A 17,645-nucleotide genomic window follows, 5' to 3' on the forward strand; every position below is an offset into this window, starting at 1 on the left:
TTCTTATTGTGATGTTATTATACATTTCTAAAAGAATTCTTTGCAAACTAAAATAAAAATTATTTTTTAATATGTTTGGATAGATAAATAGATTGAATTATTAAAAAGACAAAAGTTATACCTAATAATCCAAAAAGCTTAAAATTCATCCAAACATTTGTCGAAAAAAAGTATGCTACAAATAGGTTCAACGTACCAAGAACTGTAAAGTAAGCCCCCCACATATTATTAAGCTCTTTCCATTTATGTTTTTCAAGCTCTATATTTTCCTTAAGTATCTTTTGCATAGGAGTTTCTTTCATAGTGTAAGTGGTTACTATTAGACCAACGCCCATTAACCAGTTAATAATGCTTACTTTCCACTTTATAAACTCTTCATTATGGAAATATAATGTTGCGCCACCGAAAATCACAACAAGTATAGCAATAATAATTTGTGTTTTAGCAACTTTGCGATGAGTTATGTACTCCCAGACAACTTGAGCAAGGGTCACAATGATTAAAGCTGCGGTAGCAAAAAATATGTTATAAAGCTTGTAAACTGTGAAAAATACGATCGCAGGAAGCAAATCATTAATCATTTTATTCATTTTTATTAATAATAAGTATTGTATAATGTCCTAGAAGTATAACGGTTGTTGTAGAGATTATGAAGAGATTAATTGAATTATATAGTTATGGTAATAATGATTTAGAGCTAAAAGATATTGATAATATCTTAGAGAATGATGGGGTTATAGCTATTCCTACAGACTCTGGCTATGCTTTAGCTTGTAAGATGAAGTCAAAAAAAGGAATTAATAAAATTATAAAGATAAGGGACTTAGATAATAGTCATAATTTTACACTCTCATGTAAGGATTTATCTGAAATATCTGAATATGCAAAAGTTGATAATAATGCTTATAGGCTATTAAAAAGATATACACCCGGCCCATATACATTTATTTTAAATGCTACAAAGAAGGTGTCTTCTTTACTTGTTACTAAATCTAAAAATACAGTAGGGATAAGAGTTAGTGAGCACTATGTTCCTAAGGCTATATCAGCTGAAATAGGTGAGCCTTTAGTTATTAGTACTTTTATTTTACCTGGGCAGGACTATGTAGTTACAGACTGCTCTGAGTTAGATGATCAAATTATGCATAATATTGATGCGGTTATAGAATCTGATTATTGTGGTTATGAATCAACAACTGTTGTAGAGATGCTAGAGTTACCATATAAAATATTAAGACAAGGTGCAGGTAGTATCGACTTATAACTTACTTAGAAAAAGAAAGTCACTAATAAATGAATTGTTATAAAACTATATCTGAAAATATACAATTTGAGATTGAACCTATAAAGAAATCTCGCTTTATTACACATGTGTTTTATATTGAAAATGAGCAGGAAGCCTTAGATAGTATTGCTACTATTAAGGAGAAGTATAATGATGCAAATCATCACTGTTGGGCTTATGCACTTGTTGAAGATAATAAGTCCAGGTTTAGTGATGATGGCGAGCCTAGTGGTTCAGCGGGCAAGCCTATTTTAGCTCATATACAAGGTAGTGGATTACTAAATATTTTAGTAGTTGTTGTACGTTACTTTGGTGGGGTTAAGCTTGGGGTTGGAGGACTAATAAGAGCTTATGGTCAAGCTGCTAAGGAAGCTTTAAACATAGTGGATACTATAGATATAAAGCCTAGCTGTCGTATTAGAATAAAGCATGAGTATAGTGAAACAGCTAATACAGATATTGTTCTACGGCACTATAATGCAGAGGTGCTAAGTCAGCAATATTCAGATGCTGTGGTGTTGATGGTTAAGATTAGTAGTACAGATAAGTTATGTTTTCTAGAAGAACTAAATAATGTAACTAAAGGTAAGGCTAAAGTGGAAATTATTGATTAGAGTATAGCTAAATAACTCGACGATTTCTAATTAGCATATAAATAGCTGATCCTAATAAACAGATTATTCCACTGAAGATAAAAACTATAAAGAAGTTATTGTTTGTAACTTGTAATATTATCCCTGTTATTAGTGGAGCTAATCCTGCTCCAACAAAGTTAGCAAAGTTTTGTGCACCACCTATTGTACCTACTAGATGTCTAGGTGAGATATCTGCTACAAGAGCCCAAGTTGGTGAAACTCTAAGTCCCAAACAGAATATCGTCACACCGATAACAACAACAATTAAAAAGATATTTTGTATAAATGGTAGAGTAAGAATCGCTATAGATGCAATCAAACATCCGCTTATTATCGGTGTCAGACGAGAAGATACAGCAGAAAAATTACGCTTTATCATAAAATCTGAGATTATCCCACCAAGCATAACTGATGCTACACCAGAAATAAATGAGGCAGATGTCGCGATACTCATTTGCGACAAGCTTAGACCTTTTACTTTAATAAAATAATAGGGTAGCCATGTTAAAAATAGCCAGTATGCATATGATGAGCAAAGGTTTCCAATACACAAGTAAATAACATTTCTATTTTTTAAGGCTTGTCTAAATGATACTTTTTGAGTTTTGTTGAAATGCTGAGGTTCTTTTAGTACTCCTTTATTTTGTAAGAATTGCCATAGTACAGCTGCAGCTAACCCTACAACTCCAAGTAAGATAAACATTCCACGCCAACTTATTAATAACATAAGTGCAACTAGAACTAAGGGGGCTAGTATATTTGCTAGTCTTGGACCTAGAGAAACAATTGATGATATGAGGCCACGTTGTGAAGTTGGGAAGTTCTGCTGAATTATCTTTGTAGCAACTATAAAAAAAGGTGCTTCAGCAACTCCAAGTAGTAGTCTTGTAAAAAGTATAGAGTAAAAGCCAATAACTAGTCCACCAAGTAAACAAGCAACAGACCATGCAATCATACTTGTTAACATCACTTTATTTATACCAAGGCGATCGACTAAGTATCCTGCTGGTAGGCTTGCTAAGGCATATGGCCACATGAATGCTGATAGTAAAATACCCATTTCAGTAGGCTTTAGGTTAAATGCATTTGCAATTTCTGTATTTGCTATGCTTAAAGTCGAACGATCAAGATAGTTTAGTAATGCTAAAAAAAACATTAAAAGAACTATTATTATATAGAAAGATTTCTTCATAACTATAGTATCTATTTGACACGCATGCCTGGTTGAGCACCTTCGTGTGGTTCTAATATGTATATTCCTTTTCCATCTCCAGCTGCAAGTACCATACCTTCAGAAACTCCAAACTTCATTTTTCTAGGAGCTAGGTTTGCAACCATTACAGTATGCTTTCCAACTAAATCTTCTGGATTATAAGCTGATTTTATACCAGCAAAAACTTGTTTTCTAACACCGCCTAAGTCAAGTATTAGTTTAAGTAATTTATCTGCACCTTCAACATGTGATGCTTCAGCAATTTTAGCTACACGAAGATCAACTTTCATAAAATCATCAAAGCTACACTCATCAGCTATATCAAGTTTAGGTTCTTCTTTTTTTGGTTGTTCAGTTTGTTCTTTTTCTAGCATTTTTTTTGTATCCTCTATGATTTTGTCAACTTTCTCTTTTTCTATACGAGTAGCAAGAGGCTTAAATTTATTTATTTTATGGTTTTTCAAGAATACTGGATTTTCATCCCAATTAGTGATCTCTATATTTAAGAAGCTCTCAGCTTTTGCAACAATACTTGGGATAATTGGCTTAAGATATGAAACTAAAACCTTAAACATATTTATACCCTGTGAGCAAACTTGATGAACTTTTTGTTCTTGACCTTCTTCTTTAGCTAGTTGCCAAGGCTTGTGGTAATCAATAAATTGATTTGCTTTATCCGCTAGTGCCATTATCAAACGTACAGCATTAGCAAATTCTCTTTTCTCAAAGGCTTGAGTTATTGCGTTGTGACTTTCAGCGAATTCTTTTTCTAACTCTTTATCAAAAATCTCATTAGCTAAAGTAGCATTGAACTTTTTATAAACAAATCCTGTGCAACGACTAGCAATATTTACAACTTTCCCGACAATATCAGAATTTGATTTTGTAACAAACTCTTCTAGGTTTAAGTCTATATCATCAATGCGAGATGTTAATCTTGATGCGAAGTAATATCTTAGATAACTCGGTTCTAAACTATTAAGGTATGTTCTAGCTTGGATAAATGTTCCACGAGATTTAGACATTTTTTTACCATTTACAGTTAAAAAACCGTTAGCAAATACACTTGTGGGAGTCTTATAACCCGTAGAAGCTAGAATTGCTGGCCAAAATAGTGCATGGAAGTAAATAATATCTTTACCAATAAAGTGATAAAGTTCACTTTCGCTAGAGTTATCTCCCCAGTATTGATTAAAATCAACATTATTCTTATTACAAAAATCTTTGAAGCTAGCAATATATCCCATAGGGGCATCTAGCCAAACATAGAAAAACTTCTGTTCATTAGTTCCTGGTATTGCAAAACCAAAATATGGTGCATCACGTGAGATATCCCAGCTTTGTAGACCTTGATCGAACCATTCAGCTAACTTATTTGCAACTTCTGGTTGTAAGTTTTTGTTAGATTTTATCCAGTTTTCTATATCTGTTGCTAATGCTGGCAAGTCAAAGAAAAAATGTTCTGAGTTTTTTTGTATAGGAGCTTTGCCAGAGACAACTGATTTTGGGTTTATCAATTCAGTCGGATCATAAGTAGCACCACAGACTTCGCAGCTATCTCCATACTGATCTTCAGCTTTACATTTTGGGCATGTACCTTTTACAAATCTATCCGGCAAGAACATTTTAGCCTCAGGGTCGTATGCCTGAGCTATTTCTTTTTTTGATATAAGTTTTTGGTTATTTAATTTATCGTATATATCTTCTACAATTTCTTTGTTTAAAGAATTATGCGTAGAATAGTAATTGTCAAAAGCAACTTCAAAATCAGCAAAATCCTTTTGATGATTGTTAGAGTATTTTTTTACTAGTTCATCTGGAGTTATACCAAGATTTTTTGCTTTTAGCATGATTGGTGTGCCGTGAGTATCACTACCACAGATAAATATACATTTGTTGCCTTGCAACTTTTGGAATCTAACCCAAATATCTGATTGTATATAACCTAGCATATGACCTAAATGAAGGTCTCCGTTTGCATAAGGAAGGGCATTAGTAACTAGAATCTTTCGCATTTTAATTAGATCAATTAGAAATTTTACGTTGATTTAGATATTATAATGATTTTCAAATTATTTTGCTCAGAAAATTCACCTTAATATTCCAATTAAATAATTGCTTTGAAAATACTATATTGCTCTTGACACTATATTTTATCCAGATATAATAGTTTCTCACATGGTTTAGGAGAGGTGGCCGAGTGGCTGAAGGCGCTCCCCTGCTAAGGGAGTATAGGCGTTAAACCCTATCGAGAGTTCGAATCTCTTCCTCTCCGCCATCAAAGTTTTCGATCTTTTTTCAAAATCGGGTGCATAGCTCAGCTGGGAGAGCATCGCCCTTACAAGGCGAGGGTCGGGGGTTCGAACCCCTCTGCACCCACCATTTATTTTAAAATGGTAATAGGTTTATTCATAGTGAATTTAATTTCCAAATTCAAGTCTTAAAAATAACAAATGATTTGATATACTAAGTTTTGTGTTCAACTTTTATATCATATTAAATCATGAAAAAAATATTATTATCAACTATTTTAGTAACGACTTCATTAAGTGCATTTGCAACTACAGAAACAGCAATGAAAAGTTGTATGAATGCGTGGCAGAATAAACAATATATGGATGCTATAACTTACTGTAAGCCTTTAGCAAATCCTACAGATCTTTATGCTGTTGGTGTTACGGCACTATCAAATATGAAGATAGGAAATTTAGGCGAAGGCTCTAAGTATGCAAAAATATTTACAGATAACTATGATCCTAAGGCGCCTCATAGTGATAATGTTAAAAAAATAGCTGAAGAGCTGTTTACTCAGTACGGGCAAGAGAATGTTGAAGGTTTAGTGTCTGATTCAAATAAAGAAAAGGGTAAACAAATGTTAGAAACTGCTAGTGAGATGGGTAGTTCTAAAGCAAAGAAATTATTAAGTATGTGGGGTTAGTATAAGTCTCATGAGGAACTTATAATGAGTTGGTCGGATATTTTAGCAGAAGAAAAACAAAAGCCTTATTTTAAGCAAATACTAGAATTTTTATCTACTGAGCTTAGTAATGGTAAGGTTATTTTTCCTAGTAAAGAAAATATATTTAATGCTTTTAAATATACGGACTTAGATAATCTAAAAGTTGTTATCCTTGGGCAAGATCCTTATCACAACTATAACCAGGCACACGGTCTGGCTTTTTCTGTGCAAAAGGGTGTTGATGTTCCACCATCTTTGCGAAATATGTATAAAGAGTTATCAAATAGTGTAGTAGGTTTTAAAATACCTAATCATGGATGTCTGACAAAATGGGCAAAGCAAGGAGTCTTTCTTTTGAATACAACTCTTACTGTAGAGGCTCATAAGGCGAACTCTCATAAAGATATTGGTTGGCAAATATTTACTGACAATGTTATTGAGAAAATTTCACAACATAAAGAGCATGTCGTCTTTATGTTGTGGGGAGCTCATGCCTGTAAGAAAAAGAGTCTTATTGATAACTCAAAACATCTAATTTTAGAGTCAACACACCCATCGCCACTATCTGCCCATAGAGGGTTTCTAGGTTGTGATCACTTTAATAAATGTAACAACTATTTGGCTGAGAATAATTTAGAACAAATCGATTGGAAACTGGATTAGGAAGTATTTTTTGTTGATTTGTTAAGGGATACTTTTTTGTTTCTCAATGTGATAGAATATCGACTATATGTTATATCTTTATTAAAAGCGGTAAGTAATGTCTATAGCTACTAAAGAATCATCTATAAATATAGAAAAAGAATTAAGACAGTCATATCTTGATTATGCAATGAGTGTAATTGTTGGTAGAGCTCTGCCAGATGTTAGAGATGGTTTGAAACCGGTGCATCGTCGTGTACTTTTTGCAATGAATGAGCTATCAAACTATTACAATAGACCATATAAAAAGTCCGCTAGAGTCGTCGGTGACGTTATAGGTAAATATCACCCACATGGTGATACTGCAGTTTATGATACTATTGTTAGGATGGCACAGCCGTTTTCATTGCGTTATACACTTGTTGATGGGCAAGGTAACTTCGGATCTGTTGATGGCGATTCTCCAGCAGCAATGCGTTATACAGAGATTAGAATGCAAAAGCTTACTCATGAGCTTTTAATAGATATTGATAAAGAAACTGTAGATTTTTCTCCTAACTATGATAATACAGAATTAGTCCCTGATGTACTACCAACTAGAGTACCAAACCTTTTAGTTAATGGTTCTTCTGGTATCGCTGTTGGTATGGCGACAAATATACCACCTCACAATATGACTGAGGTTATAAATGGTACTATCGCGCTTATTGATAACGCACAACTTACAATTGAAGATCTTATTCAATATATTCCAGCACCTGATTTTCCGACTGGTTCATATATAAACGGTACGGATGGTATTCTAGAAGCTTATAAGACAGGACGTGGTCGCGTGATTATGCGTGCAAAAGCGGACATTCATGAAGATGAAGCTTCAGGTAAGTCACAGATAGTTATTACAGAGATTCCATACCAAGTAAACAAGGCTAAGCTTGTTGAGAAAATAGCTGAATTAGTTAAAGATAAAAAAGTAACGGGAATTTCAGAGTTAAGAGATGAGTCAGATAAAGATGGTATTAGGGTTGTTGTAGATCTTAAAAGAGATGAGTCTCCAGATGTTGTTTTAAATACTTTATATGCTCAGACTCAACTGCAGTGTAGTTTTGGTATTAATATGGTTGCTCTTAGTGATAATAGACCTAAACTTTTAAACCTTAAAGAAATCTTAGAGCAGTTTATTAAGCATAGAAAAGAAGTTGTAACTAGAAGAACAATTTTTGAGCTAAGAAAATCAAAAGAAAGAGCTCATATTTTAGAAGGTTTATTGCTTTCTTTGGCAAATATCGATGAGATGATCGAGCTTATTAAAGCATCACCATCTCCAGTAGATGCTAAAGAGTCGATGTTAGCAAGATCATGGAATGGTACTTTAGTAAAAAGTATGCTTGAAGGTGTTGATGTTAAAATGTATCGTAAAGAAACTTTAGCATCGCACTATGGTATTCAAGCAGATGCTTCATACAATTTAACTCAAGAGCAAGCTGAAGCGATACTAGCTCTAAGACTGCATAGATTAACTGGACTTGAGCAAGATAAAATTACAAATGAATTTAAAGAGCTTATTGAAAGAATTAAGTATCTGATTGGCATTTTAAGTGATACTAATGAACTAATTCGCGTAGTAAAAGAGGAACTTGTTGAGATTAGAGATAATTATGGTGATGAAAGAAAATCGGAAATAATTGCTTCTAGATTAGACTTAACAAGAGAAGACTTGATTGCTGAAGAAGATATGGTAGTTACATTGTCTATGGATGGTTATGTTAAAACACAACCTCTTAGTATGTATAACGCACAAAAACGTGGTGGCGTAGGTAAATCAGCAACTAAGACTAAAGAAGAAGATAGTATCTTTAAGTTAATGTTGGCCTCTACGCATGATACGATGTTATGTTTTTCAAGTTTAGGTAGAGTTTACTGGTCAAAAGTTTATGACTTTCCTGTTGCAAGTAGAATTTCTAAGGGTAGGCCAATTAATAATATCCTACCATTAGAGAAAAATGAGAAGATAACGGCCTTAATGCCTATTTCGCAATTTGAAGAAGGCTGGTTTGTATTTATGGCGACTAAGTTGGGTCGAGTTAAAAAAGTTGATCTATCTCAGTTTGCTAGACCTAGGTCTACAGGTAAGATTGCAATTGGCTTAAATGATGGTGATGAGCTATCATATGTTGCTCTTACTGATGGCAATAAGCAAGTTATGCTATTTTCAGATGCAGGTAAAGCTATACGCTTTGATGAGTCTGATGTTAGAGCTATGGGACGTTCTGCTGCTGGTGTGACTGGTATGCGTTTACAGGCTAAGCAAAAAATAGTATCTATGATTGTTACAAATCCTGATGAAGGCGTTGTTTTAGCAGCTACAGAAAACGGTTATGGTAAAAGAACAGCTGTTTCTGAGTATAGAAAAACAAAAAGAGCAAGCCAAGGTGTTATTGCAATATCAACTTCAGAGCGTAATGGTAAGGTTGTGGTTGCTGTGCTTGTTGGAAATGATGAGGATATTGTTTTAATTACTGATAACGGTACTTTAGTTAGAACATCATCAGATCAGGTAAGAGAATGCGGGCGTTCTGCTCAAGGTGTTAGACTTATAAACCTTAGAAATAATGAAAAACTTATCAGCTTAAAAGTAGTTAAACAAGATGATGAGAATGTCGATGAAGAGCAAGTAGAAGAATCTTCACAAGATAACTTATTAGAAAGTGAATAATACTATGTCTAAAATTAGTAGAGTTACTGTATTAGGGGCTACTGGATCTATTGGGGATAGCACTCTTGCAGTAATTAGGGAAAGTAGAGAATTTGAAGTTTTTGCATTAACTGCTTTTAGTAATGTTGAAAAGTTAGCAAAGCTTTGTGAAGAGTTTAAACCTAAATATGCAGTAGTTCCTAATTTAGATAAAAAACATCAGTTGGCAAAAATAGTATCAAATGTTGATATTTTAGTTGGAGATGAAGGGCTTGAAAAAGTTTCTAGCTCTCAAGGTGTTGATATTGTTATGTCTGCCATTGTTGGAATAGCTGGCCTTAAACCTACTTTTGCAGCTGCTAAAGCAGGTAAAAAAATACTTTTGGCAAATAAAGAATCTTTGGTGACAGCAGGACATTTACTTATTGATGAGGTGAAAAAAAATAATGCTCAACTGATACCTGTTGATAGTGAGCATAATGCAATTTTCCAATGTATTGACAATAGTACAAAAAAATATGCTTCAGATATTAGTCAGATAATTGTGACAGCATCTGGAGGACCGTTTAGGGATAAGGATTTGGATGACCTTGTCGATGTAACACCTGAAGAGGCTTGTGCTCATCCTAATTGGGATATGGGGAGAAAAATTTCTATTGATTCATCAACAATGGTAAATAAAGCTCTAGAAGTTATCGAAGCATATTGGCTTTTTGATGTTGAAATTGATAAAATAAGCGTTTTGATTCATCCTCAAAGTGTAATTCACTCAATGGTGAAATACGTTGACGGTAGTTATTTAGCTCAGTTGGGTGTTCCTGATATGAAGACGCCGATTGCAAATGCTTTGTATTATCCTGCTAGAGGGTTTGTAAATGTTGAGGAACTTGACTTTACAAAACAAGAATTAACTTTTAAAAAAGCGTGTTTTAAAAGGTTTGAAGCTTTAAAGATTGTATTTGATAACTTACAAAATAAGAATTACGCGGCAAATATAGTTTTTAATGCAGCTAATGAGAAATTAGTAGATGCTTTTCTAAATGGCAAAATTAAATATTTAGAAATTATTAGATTTAATAAAGAAGTAACAGAGAAATTGAGTTTTAAGAATCCATGCAATATAGAAGAAGTTTTTGAAATTGATAGAAAAACTCGTGAATATGTGGATTCTATTTTGGGGTAAATTAGAGTGGTTTTTTTTAGAAAAAAGTTTGTATTAGCCTCTCTTCTTATGGGGATTGCATTAAATGGCTTAGCAGATGATGATAGCTTTGTCCTAAATAATGTATCTATAGAAGGCTTGCAAGGTTTACAAAGTCAAGTAGTTAAAAGCCGGATAGGCTATAAAAAAGGTAGCTACATAACACCTGAAGATACAAACCAGATTATTAATAATCTTTATGGCACTGGGTTTTTTAATAGTGTAAATCTTTATCGTAAAGGAAGTAATCTTTTTATTAATGTAAAAGAGCGCCCAATTATTTCAGGCTTTACTTTTAGTGGTAACAAGAAGCTTAAGAAAGAAGATTTGCAAAAAGTCTTCACTGATGCAGGCATTTATGTTGGTAACGTTTATAATCCCAATACAATGTTCTTGCTAAAACAGTCATTATTAAATCAGTATTCTATGATGGGACTATACGGGGCAAAGATTGAAGAACATATAAGAAAACTTCCAAATAATAGAATTGATATAAGCTTAGATATTAAAGAAGGCGAGCCTGCAAAAATTAGTGCGATAAATTTCATTGGTAATAAAAAGTTTGATGACAGCGATCTAAAAAGTAGTGTAGCGTTTGCAGTTCCTTCTATATGGAATTTATGGGGTTTTTTAGCTCAATTTGATGATTACTCTCCTCAGGGAATGGGACAGTCTGTTCAAGGTGTGACTAACTACTATTTAGATAGGGGTTATCTAGATTTTAAAGTTAAATCTAAGCAAGCTTCAATGTCAAAGGATCGTGAACATTCATATATAACTTTTGGTGTTACTGAAGGTAAAGTCTACAAGGTTGGTAGCATATCATTGACAGGTAAATTTTTATTACCAAGATCTGAAATTGAGTCTTTGATTAAATTAAAGCAAGGTGAAGTTTTTTCTAAGAAAAAGCTTATGGAAAGTGTTGAAGCTATAAAAACTTTGCTTGGTAGTAAAGGTTATGCTTTCGTTACAGTTAATCCAATCCCTAGTGTAGATAAAAAGAAAAGAACGGTTTCATTTAAGTTTGTTGTTGATGCAGGTAAAAAGGTTTATGTAAACAGGATTAATTTCTTTGGCAATAATGTAACTAATGATTATGTTTTTCGTAGGCAGTTACAATATTATGAGCAAAGCCAATACAATAAAAAACAAATAGATAAGTCTCAAAGAAGACTAGAGCAACTACCTTATGTAGGTTCTGCTGATATGGAGCTTGTTCCTGTAAAAGGCTCGGATGATTTGGTAAATATTAATTACAATATTAAAGAGCGAAATGCTAACTCTGTTAGTGGTAGTTTAGGTTACTCAGATCTATATGGATTTATGGTTGGTGGTAGACTAAATATGCCAAATGTCTTTGGTACAGGAAACACATTTAACGTTAATGCTCAGTTAGCAATTCCTTACCAGAATTTAGATGTAAGTTACATTAATCCATATTTTACTACCTCTGGTATTAGTCAAAGTATTTCAGCATATATTAGTAGATCAAACTTCGCGCAAACAAATGCAATTGCGGCATATCAGTTAGATAGATGGGGTGCTAGATTAATATATGGCGTACCAGTATCAACCTTTAGTAATGTTAGTGGTGGACTTACTTTTGCAGATAATACTGTTAAGCAATCACAAGGTTATCAGTCGGCTGTTGTAGATTGGTTTACAGCGCAGCAAGGAGGGAATAATTTCTATGAAACTGCGCTTACAGCTGGTTGGACATATGATAATTCAAATAGATACATATTCCCTACAGCTGGTGGGTCATTTGGATTAAATGGTTCGGTAAACTTACCTGGTGTGAGTAATATTAATGCATATATAATAAAAGTCTCAGGAACTTATAATATAGCAATTCCAAAAACAGACCAGTCAGCTTTACAAATCAGAGCAGGTGTTGACTATGGTGGTGGCTATGGTAAGACTAAAGAACTTCCATTTTATGAGAACTTCTACGGTGGTGGTTGGGGAAGTGTACGTGGTTTCCTACAAGGTTCACTAGGTGCACGAGATATGAACTTAGCTACTGATCCAGCCTCGACAGGGAACTCAATTGGTGGTAACCTTAATATTTATAATAATTATGATTTACTGTTTCCAGTACCATTTATTAAGGATAGTTCGAAAATGAGAATAGGAGCTTTTTTTGATTTAGGTAACACATATCTTACTTATGATATACCTGGAGTACTGTCTCCAACGCCACCACATCCAACTTCTCCAACATTTACTAACTTAAAATATTCAGTAGGTGTTGAGTTTAGGTGGGATTCACCAATGGGACCTTTAGCTGTTTCATTTGCTCAGCCTTTCAACGTACAGGCCGGAGATATAACTCAGCAGTTCCAGTTCTCACTAGGACAAAATTTTTAAAATGATATTAAATAATCAAGGAGATTAAAAGAGTATGAAAAAAATAATTTTATCACTATCTGTAATAACAGCGGCATTTACAGGAGCTTATGCTGATACAAAAATAGCTGTAGTCAACCCTGTTGAGATTTTTAATGATTCTGACTTAGGTTCTGTAAGTGTGAAAAAGCTAGAAAATGACCTTAAGCCAGAAGCTACAAAATTAAAGCAAGAGCAAAGTAATATAGTACAGCAGATGCAAACATTACAGCAGAACTCAGCTACTATGACTAAGCAGGAACTAACTCAAAAGCAACAAGAGATCCAAAAAGAAGAGCAAAGCTTTAGAGAAAAGGCAATGGTGCTACAGAAAAAAGAAAGTGAAGCAAAAGATAAATTAGCTAAGAAGTTCCAAGCTTCTTTTGATAATGCTGTGAAAACTATAGCTAAGCAAAAAGGCTATAACGCTGTACTTACTACTCAAGCTCTTGCGTATGTAAATGGTGTTGATGATATCTCTAGTGATGTGATTACTATAATGAACAAGGATTCATAATTAGAGGAATTTTCTGGATGTATAGTTTAGATTTTTTAGCATCAAGTTTAGATGGTGTAGTTAAGGGTGATGGCGGTGTTGAGATAAGGAAGATTGCAACTTTATCTCAAGCTGGTGAAGGTGATATTTCTTTTTGTACTAATCCAAAGTATTTGAAAGATTTATCTGAGACGAAAGCTTCAGCTGTTTTGATTACTGAAGAAGCTTTACCTTACTGTAATACTAATGCTGTAGTTTTATCTAATCCATATATGGCTTTAGCGAAAGTTATGGAGTTGTTTGATAAGTCACCACAGCCTAATGGTAAGATTCATAGTAAAGCAGTTATAGCTTCAAGTGCAGTTATAGGTGAGAATGTAACTATAGATGCAAATGCTGTGATTGGTGAGAACGTTGTGCTTGAGGACAATGTAACTATCGGAGCTTGTGCTACTATTCATGATGGTACTAAAATAGGTAAAGCTACGATTATCAAAAGTAATGTATCAATAGCTCATGATGTTGAGATTGGTTCTGACTGCATAATTCATCAAAATGCTACAATAGGTTGTGATGGCTTTGGTAATGCTCGAGATGAAGATGGTAGTTGGACAAAGATTCCTCAGTTAGGAAGAGTAGTTATTGAAAATAATGTTGAGATTGGAGCAGGTACTACGGTTGATAGAGGAGCTATTGATGATACGATCATTAAAGAAGGCGCTCGTATTGATAATTTAGTGCAGATAGCTCATAATGTAACTATAGGTAGGAATACTGCCTTAGCAGGAGTTACCGCTGTTGCAGGAAGTACAAAAATAGGTAATAATTGCCTTATTGGTGGGCAGTCTGCGATAACTGGACACATAACTATCTGTGATAATGCTGTAATTGGAGGTGCTTCAAATATAGGTAAGTCTATAACTAAGCCGGGTATGTATTACGCTGCTTTTGAAGCTAAACCAAGAATTCAGTGGGGCAGATTTGTAGCTAAGTTATCTAAAATAGATAAGCTGATGGCAAAAGTAAAAGAATTAGAAGAAAAATTAAAATAAGTAAGGATTGTTTAATGAGCCATTTTGATGAAAAGAATAAGCAAATTGATATTATGGGAATCAGAAAAATTTTACCACATAGGTATCCTTTTGCTCTTTTAGATAAAATTGTTGATTGGGATGTTGAGGAAAGAACTATTACAGCTCAAAAAAATGTAACAATAAATGAAGATTTCTTTAATGGACACTTTCCTGATTTTCCTGTAATGCCTGGAGTTTTGATCGTTGAGGCTATGGCTCAAGCAACAGCTATATTAGGCGAGTTAATGGCTGAGACATTATTTGCTCATGTAGTTGAGAAAGCTGGTGGAGGTAGAAGAACTTTCATGTTAGCTGGAATTGATAAGGTCAGAGTTAAAAGACCTGTAGTACCTGGTGATGTACTAATAATTGAGTCAAAAATGGTAAAACAGAAAAATATTATCTGTACAGCAGAATCTGTAGCAAAAGTAGATGGGCAAATAGTTTGTTCAGCTCAGTTAATGGCAGCATATAAGGATTATTAATCGTGATACATAGTTTGGCAGTAGTACATGAAAGTGCCAAGATAGCAGATAGTGCTATAATAGGGCCATTCTGTGTTATTGGAGAAAATGTTGTTATTGGTGAAGGTACAGAACTAAAAAGCCATGTAACTATTGGTGATAATACAATTATTGGTAAGAATAATCGTATTTTCCAATATGCATCAATTGGTGATGACCCTATTGATTATACCTATAAGAAAGGTGACTTTTCTCAAGTTACTATAGGGGATAATAATATTATTCGCGAGTGTGCGACAATCCATGGTGGAACATCGAAAGAAATTGGTGTTACTTCTATCGGTAGTAATAATATTATTATGTGCTATGTACATATAGGTCATGACTGTAAAATTGGTAACTATATAAACTTAGTTAATGGTGTTGGCTTGGCAGGGCATGTTCATATTGATGATTTTGTTATAATTAGCTCTAATGTAGGAGTTCATCAATTCTGTCGAGTTGGTAAACATGCGTTTATTGCTCATGCAGCACTTATAGGTAAAGATGTGCCTCCATATCTTATGGTAACAGCCGTTACAGGGGGCTCTACTCCTTGCGGAATTAACACAGAAGGATTAAAGCGCCGTGGTTTTACTCCAGATGATATAAAGAAGATAAAAGAAGTTTATAAAGTTCTTTATCGTCGTGGGTTAATGATGAAAGAGTCTGCAGAGGTTATTAAAGATATGGCAAAAGATGATCCTATTCTAGAGCCATTTGTTGATGTAATAAGTACTTCTAGAAGGGGTATTTTAAGATAATGAGAATAGGTATTGTTGCTGGTGAGCTATCTGGTGATCAGTTAGGTGGAACTTTAGTAAAAGCTCTTAAGCAAAAGTACCCAGATGCTATTATAGAAGGTATCGGTGGTCCTAAGATGCAAGCTGAAGGTTTCAAAAGCCTATACCCTATGGATGCTCTTTCTTTGATAGGTTTTTTTGAGATCATATCGAAAGGTCTAAGTATTTTAAGTATTCGTAAAAAGATTACTAATCATTTTAAACAAAATAAGCCTGATATTTTTATAGGTATTGATGCTCCTGATTTTAATCTGACAGTTGAGAAAAATTTAAAAGCTGCAGGTATTAAAACAATTCATTATGTCAGTCCTAAAATATGGGTCTGGCGTGAATATCGTATCAGAAAAATTAGAAAGGCTACTGATAAGATTTTAGCGATACTTCCTTTTGAAGTTGATTACTATAAAGAAAGGCATAACTTTAAAGCAATATATGTTGGTCATGCCCTAGCTAAGGATATACCTGTTAAGATAGATAGATCTAGCTACAGAAAGAATCTTGGTTTAAATGATGTCAGTTTGCCGATATTATCTGTGTTGCCAGGGAGTAGAAGTACAGAGGTGACTAGACTTTTACCTTTGTTCTTGGATGCATTAGATAAGTTGACTAAAGCTGGCTATAAATTTCAAGCAATAATGCCTTTAGCAAAACCATCATTAGAACCTTTATTTGATAAGTATCAAGAGCAAATTGATAACCTTGGTATAAAGGTTTATAAAACAAATTCTCATGATGTATTAAAGGCTTCTGATCTTAGTTTATTAGCTTCAGGAACAGCTACGTTAGAGGCAATGTTATGTAAATTGCCGATGGTTGTTGGTTACAAGCTATCAACTATTTCGGCTTTTCTTGGAAGGTTGTTGGTAGGGAGTCATAGTTATTGGGCTTTCCCTAATATCTTACATAAAAGTGAAATTATTAAAGAGTTAATTCAGGAAGATTGTACAGTTGATAACTTATTTGTAGAGTTAAAAAGATTATTTGATGACAAGCAAAGAAATGATCATATTGTGCAAGAGTTTGAGAAAATTCATGAAAGTATGATAGTAGATACGGATAAAAAGATAATCGAAGTATTAGATACTATGTTATTAGAAAAACCTTAATTTTTATAAGCTTTATATATATAATACTTGTGTAGAAAAAATATACTTAGGTGCGTGATAAATGACATTAATGTTAGTTTTAGTTTTAATTTTAGTGATATTGATCATAATAGATCTATATCGTAAAAGTCTTCGCATTAAGCAAAAGGATATCCTTGAAAGTATTCAACAAAGAGATAGAGAGCAGCTTCTTGAACAAGTGAAAAGCTCATCTGAATATGCATATGTTGAGAATGTGCAACGTGAATATCCACTGTTAAGAGATGGTTTTTTATTATTCTATTTTGAAGGAATTGAAAAAATTCAAGTAAAAGATTTAGCAACTTTTTTGAAGTATTATGGAGTTAAGTATACTGATGAAAAAGTTTTTCAAAAGCTTAATTATAATGATGTGATATTTACTGTTTTACCTGATAATGAGGATCAAGTATTTGTAGATGCAAAAGAGGGTAAGGTAGATGGTATTATTGCTGTAATGAACTACAGAAAATTAGCTAGTATGGAGTATGATGTCAAAACTTGTTATGAGTTGATGATGGATATTCTAGAAGCAATGAGTAAGTCTTTCCATGGTACGTTAATGAATGAACATAGAATCAGACTTACAAATAAAGATAAACAAAACTACCTAGAAGCTATACTATAATAG

The 17,645-nt window shown here is 33.6% G+C and carries 16 protein-coding genes and 2 tRNA genes; 15 read left to right on the forward strand and 3 right to left on the reverse strand.

Translation table 11 applies throughout. From position 1 onward, the window contains the following. Positions 1–59: 59 nt before the first annotated feature. The gene (locus FIP56_RS02375; protein WP_192577372.1) at positions 60–590 is read right to left on the reverse strand and encodes a septation protein A; all 531 of its coding nucleotides are present in this window, start codon (positions 588–590) and stop codon (positions 60–62) included. Between the two features lie 59 nt (positions 591–649). Between FIP56_RS02375 and FIP56_RS02380 the strand changes: the two genes are divergently transcribed. Beyond that, positions 650–1,264: an L-threonylcarbamoyladenylate synthase gene (locus tag FIP56_RS02380; protein ID WP_192577373.1), complete on the forward strand. Its 615-nt coding sequence runs from the start codon at positions 650–652 to the stop codon at positions 1,262–1,264. A gap of 29 nt (positions 1,265–1,293) precedes the next feature. Continuing rightward, on the forward strand, positions 1,294–1,899 hold the full coding sequence (locus tag FIP56_RS02385) for a YigZ family protein (RefSeq protein ID WP_192577374.1): 606 nt from the start codon (positions 1,294–1,296) through the stop codon (positions 1,897–1,899). A 7-nt stretch (positions 1,900–1,906) separates the two neighbouring features. Here the strand turns inward: FIP56_RS02385 and FIP56_RS02390 are convergent, their stop codons facing one another. Both FIP56_RS02390 and metG read right to left on the reverse strand, forming a co-directional pair. Then, positions 1,907–3,112 (reverse strand): MFS transporter, encoded by a 1,206-nt coding sequence (locus FIP56_RS02390; RefSeq protein WP_192577375.1) that lies wholly within the window; start codon positions 3,110–3,112, stop codon positions 1,907–1,909. A gap of 11 nt (positions 3,113–3,123) precedes the next feature. Continuing rightward, positions 3,124–5,148: a methionine--tRNA ligase gene (gene metG / locus FIP56_RS02395; RefSeq protein ID WP_192577376.1), complete on the reverse strand. Its 2,025-nt coding sequence runs from the start codon at positions 5,146–5,148 to the stop codon at positions 3,124–3,126. 171 nt (positions 5,149–5,319) lie between these two features. Here metG and FIP56_RS02400 point away from each other — a divergent pair. From FIP56_RS02400 to FIP56_RS02460, 13 genes are all read left to right on the forward strand, one after another. Next, positions 5,320–5,411: transfer RNA gene (locus FIP56_RS02400), tRNA-Ser, on the forward strand. Between the two features lie 28 nt (positions 5,412–5,439). After that, a tRNA-Val gene (locus tag FIP56_RS02405) sits at positions 5,440–5,515 on the forward strand. Positions 5,516–5,636: 121 nt separating this feature from the next. Further along, entirely contained in the window at positions 5,637–6,071 is a 435-nt protein-coding gene (locus FIP56_RS02410; protein ID WP_192577377.1) for a hypothetical protein, read from the forward strand. Between the two features lie 24 nt (positions 6,072–6,095). Further along, positions 6,096–6,755 (forward strand): uracil-DNA glycosylase, encoded by a 660-nt coding sequence (ung, locus tag FIP56_RS02415; RefSeq protein WP_192577378.1) that lies wholly within the window; start codon positions 6,096–6,098, stop codon positions 6,753–6,755. A 97-nt stretch (positions 6,756–6,852) separates the two neighbouring features. Continuing rightward, complete coding sequence (gene gyrA / locus FIP56_RS02420) at positions 6,853–9,447, forward strand: DNA gyrase subunit A (protein ID WP_192577379.1); 2,595 nt, start codon at positions 6,853–6,855, stop codon at positions 9,445–9,447. A 4-nt stretch (positions 9,448–9,451) separates the two neighbouring features. After that, the gene (dxr, locus tag FIP56_RS02425) at positions 9,452–10,609 is read left to right on the forward strand and encodes a 1-deoxy-D-xylulose-5-phosphate reductoisomerase (protein ID WP_192577380.1); all 1,158 of its coding nucleotides are present in this window, start codon (positions 9,452–9,454) and stop codon (positions 10,607–10,609) included. A gap of 6 nt (positions 10,610–10,615) precedes the next feature. After that, on the forward strand, positions 10,616–12,997 hold the full coding sequence (gene bamA / locus FIP56_RS02430) for an outer membrane protein assembly factor BamA (protein ID WP_192577381.1): 2,382 nt from the start codon (positions 10,616–10,618) through the stop codon (positions 12,995–12,997). Between the two features lie 34 nt (positions 12,998–13,031). Further along, positions 13,032–13,532 (forward strand): OmpH family outer membrane protein, encoded by a 501-nt coding sequence (locus FIP56_RS02435; RefSeq protein ID WP_192577382.1) that lies wholly within the window; start codon positions 13,032–13,034, stop codon positions 13,530–13,532. Between the two features lie 17 nt (positions 13,533–13,549). After that, complete coding sequence (lpxD, locus tag FIP56_RS02440; RefSeq protein ID WP_192577383.1) at positions 13,550–14,563, forward strand: UDP-3-O-(3-hydroxymyristoyl)glucosamine N-acyltransferase; 1,014 nt, start codon at positions 13,550–13,552, stop codon at positions 14,561–14,563. A gap of 14 nt (positions 14,564–14,577) precedes the next feature. Next, a complete protein-coding gene (fabZ, locus tag FIP56_RS02445; protein WP_192577384.1) occupies positions 14,578–15,069 on the forward strand; it encodes a 3-hydroxyacyl-ACP dehydratase FabZ in 492 nt (163 codons plus the stop codon). Positions 15,070–15,071: 2 nt separating this feature from the next. Further along, a complete protein-coding gene (gene lpxA, locus FIP56_RS02450; protein ID WP_192577385.1) occupies positions 15,072–15,851 on the forward strand; it encodes an acyl-ACP--UDP-N-acetylglucosamine O-acyltransferase in 780 nt (259 codons plus the stop codon). Then, a complete protein-coding gene (lpxB, locus tag FIP56_RS02455) occupies positions 15,851–16,996 on the forward strand; it encodes a lipid-A-disaccharide synthase (protein WP_192577386.1) in 1,146 nt (381 codons plus the stop codon). Before lpxA ends, lpxB begins: the two co-directional genes overlap by 1 nt. A 61-nt stretch (positions 16,997–17,057) precedes the next feature. Further along, positions 17,058–17,642 (forward strand): cell division protein ZipA C-terminal FtsZ-binding domain-containing protein, encoded by a 585-nt coding sequence (locus FIP56_RS02460; protein WP_192577387.1) that lies wholly within the window; start codon positions 17,058–17,060, stop codon positions 17,640–17,642. Positions 17,643–17,645 lie beyond the last annotated feature (3 nt).

Source organism: Francisella sp. LA112445 (genome assembly GCF_012224145.1).
Lineage (GTDB): Bacteria > Pseudomonadota > Gammaproteobacteria > Francisellales > Francisellaceae > Francisella.